At 35.4% G+C, this 2,636-nt stretch carries 4 protein-coding genes; 1 reads left to right on the top strand and 3 read right to left on the bottom strand.

All coding sequences use genetic code 11. From position 1 onward, the window contains the following. The first annotated feature begins 142 nt into the window (after nucleotides 1-142). Nucleotides 143-1,102 (top strand): P1 family peptidase, encoded by a 960-nt coding sequence (locus tag AA81_RS01055; protein WP_103078929.1) that lies wholly within the window; start codon nucleotides 143-145, stop codon nucleotides 1,100-1,102. Here AA81_RS01055 and AA81_RS01050 read toward each other — a convergent pair. The 3 genes from AA81_RS01050 to AA81_RS01040 form a co-directional block, all read right to left on the bottom strand. Continuing rightward, nucleotides 1,089-1,604 carry a chromate transporter gene (locus AA81_RS01050; RefSeq protein WP_103078928.1) on the bottom strand — a complete coding sequence of 172 codons (516 nt, stop codon included), beginning with the start codon at nucleotides 1,602-1,604 and terminating at the stop codon, nucleotides 1,089-1,091. The genes AA81_RS01055 and AA81_RS01050 overlap by 14 nt on opposite strands. Then, nucleotides 1,601-2,164 (bottom strand): chromate transporter, encoded by a 564-nt coding sequence (locus tag AA81_RS01045; protein WP_103078927.1) that lies wholly within the window; start codon nucleotides 2,162-2,164, stop codon nucleotides 1,601-1,603. The genes AA81_RS01050 and AA81_RS01045 overlap by 4 nt, the downstream gene beginning before the upstream one ends. A gap of 13 nt (nucleotides 2,165-2,177) precedes the next feature. Next, nucleotides 2,178-2,636, bottom strand: a 459-nt coding sequence (locus AA81_RS01040; RefSeq protein WP_146050308.1) for a GntR family transcriptional regulator, incomplete at its 5' end; no start/stop codon positions are given.

Genomic DNA, 2,636 nt, shown 5'->3' with positions numbered 1-2,636 from the left:
CCACAAGCCTATTGGTTTGATGATTACAAAGAATTGGTGGAAATATATAATTACAAAAGTTTTTAAAATATATAGATAAGATTCCATTACTTGAGGGATGAAAATTTTCAGATGGTTATTTTAAAAAAGGAGCAGATTCAACATGTTAAATGGCATAACAGACGTACCAGGAATAAAAGTAGGACACTACACTGACAATAAATCCTTAACAGGTTGTACGGTTGTTCTAGCCAAAAATGGAGCGGTAGGTGGGGTTGATGTTAAAGGCTCAGCCCCAGGTACAAGAGAAACAGACTTACTAAAACCGGGGAATCTTGTTCAAATGGTACACGGCGTTTTATTAACTGGTGGAAGTGCTTTTGGCTTAGATGCAGCAAGTGGGGTCATGCAATTTTTAGAAGAAAATAGTATAGGCTTTCAAACAAGTACTGTGAAAGTCCCCATAGTACCTGCTGCAGTTATTTATGATTTGGATATAGGAGACCCAAATGTTAGACCCGATAAAAGATCTGGTTATATCGCAGCAAATTTAGCCACATCAGATTGTGTTGAAGAAGGATGCGTTGGTGTAGGGACTGGGGCTCTTGTTGGTAAGGCGGCAGGTGTTAACAATGCTATGAAAGGTGGGGTAGGAAGTTATTCCATTGAATTAGGTAACGGGATAATAGTCGGAGCGATAACGGTTGTGAATGCTACAGGAGATGTTTACGAAGAAGGGGAAATAATAGCTGGGGCTATAGACCATAACAATAATTTTTTGAATATATCTGAATATATGAAAAAATCAAGTTTTAAGTCTAATCCAGGTGAAAATACAACTCTATCCGTCGTAGCTACAAATGCAAAATTGTCCAAAGAGGAAGCCAACAAAGTTGCTCAAATGAGCCATGATGGGTTGGCAAGGGCGATAAGACCTGTTCATACTATGTACGATGGAGATACTATTTTTTGTTTATCTACTAGTGATTTATCAAGCGACGTTACATTAATTGGAGAAGTAGCAGCAGAAGTAGTAGAAAAATCTATTATAAGGGCTATCAAATCGGCAAGAAAAGTTGACAATATTCTCAGTTACAAAGATTTGAATCCTAATAAAAGATAATTCCCACTACTCCTGTCATAATTATTATAAAAATCGGATTTAATTTTGTGAAAAAAAGGAGCATCAAAACCCCAATAAATATGAGAAAACTCTCCAAATTTACGATATTAGCGATACCAATTGTGTATGCTGAACCAAGTATCAACCCGATAACAGCAGGTTTTAGAAATTTAAGAATATTTTGTTGAGTATCGCCATTTCCGTTTTTAAAATATCTGCCTACCAGTAATCCTATAATTAACGAAGGCAGTATGACTGCAGTTGTCGCGACCAAAGAACCAACTACCCCAGAAACCTTATATCCAACAAAAGTAGCACTATTTACAGCTATTGGTCCGGGAGTAACCTCTGCTATAGCTATTAAATCCAGAAATTCTTGAATAGACATCCAATCTCTTCTTTCTAGATGTGTTTGAATTAGTGGTATCATTGCGTAACCACCACCAAATCCAAATAAGCCAATTTCAAAAAAAGAAAAAAACAAGCCAAATAAGGTTTTCATGGCTTTTTTCTCCCTTCAGACATAGAGGAAAGGCTCCCCACAATGAAAGCGATAACAATTATATAAATGGGATTAATTTTAAATACTCCAATTGCAACAAAAGCTCCTGCAGTTAATAGAACTAAAACGATAGACCATTTAACCGATTTTGATAGACTTATCGCAGCATATACGATAAGTGCGGCTATAGCAGGTCTTATACCTTCAAAGGCACTTTGTAAAACGTTAAGTCCCGCTGTTTTCGTAAGAGTAAAAGCTATCACCAATATTATTATAAAAGAGGGTAAAGAAACCCCTATTACTGACATAACAGCTCCTAAAATTCCCTTTATATCATATCCTACTAAAATAGAAAGATTAATAGCCACAGCTCCTGGTATAGTTTGAGTTAAAGAGACCGTGTCTGTAAACTTATCCTTTTCTACCCAATTTTTCTTTTCTACGACTTCTTTCTCCATTAAAGGAATCATAGCGTACCCCCCGCCAAAAGTGAAGAGCCCTATTTTAAAAAACGTAATGAACATTTTTAACACTATTTTTGATTTGCCTTTTTCACTCATTTCTATTATCTCCCTACAATTTCAGTTCAGTAAAGAATCTAAAATGATCAGCTCTTATCAGGCTTTCCCTGAATTCTACCAATCTATTTTCCGAATCATATGTGTATCTTGTAGTTTGAAAAAGAGGAATATTTTCATCAATTTCTAGCAATTCTTGGGCTTCTAGCGAAGGTAGGACAGGTTCGAGATATTCTTTGGCATTGACACATCTTATTCCTTCTCTAGCAAGTAAATCATACAAAGGTTTTGTTTCTAGATTTTTATTATCCATTTTTCTTAGAAAGTCAATAGGGATGTAAGAGCTTTCCAATATTAAAGGGATTTCTCCAACTAATCTCAACCTTGTAATTTCCCATAATTCGACGTTTTTAAATTCATCAACATCTTCCAATCCAGAGACGTTTTTTACCGATATAAGTTTAGTATTAGAATTCTCAAGCTTACTGGCTATACTTTTTCCAAAACTGTAAAA

This window comes from Petrotoga halophila DSM 16923, from assembly GCF_002924615.1.
The sequence above is the reverse complement of the archived record's forward strand: the minus strand, read 5'-3'. Positions and strand labels throughout refer to the sequence as shown.

What these genes read in the sequence shown, in the direction of transcription:
- AA81_RS01050 (WP_103078928.1), bottom strand. Translation starts at nt 1,604, where the DNA reads ATGAAAACCTTATTTGGCTTGTTTTTTTCTTTTTTTGAAATTGGCTTA.
- AA81_RS01045 (WP_103078927.1), bottom strand. Translation starts at nt 2,164, where the DNA reads ATGAGTGAAAAAGGCAAATCAAAAATAGTGTTAAAAATGTTCATTACG.
- AA81_RS01055 (WP_103078929.1), top strand. Translation starts at nt 143, where the DNA reads ATGTTAAATGGCATAACAGACGTACCAGGAATAAAAGTAGGACACTAC.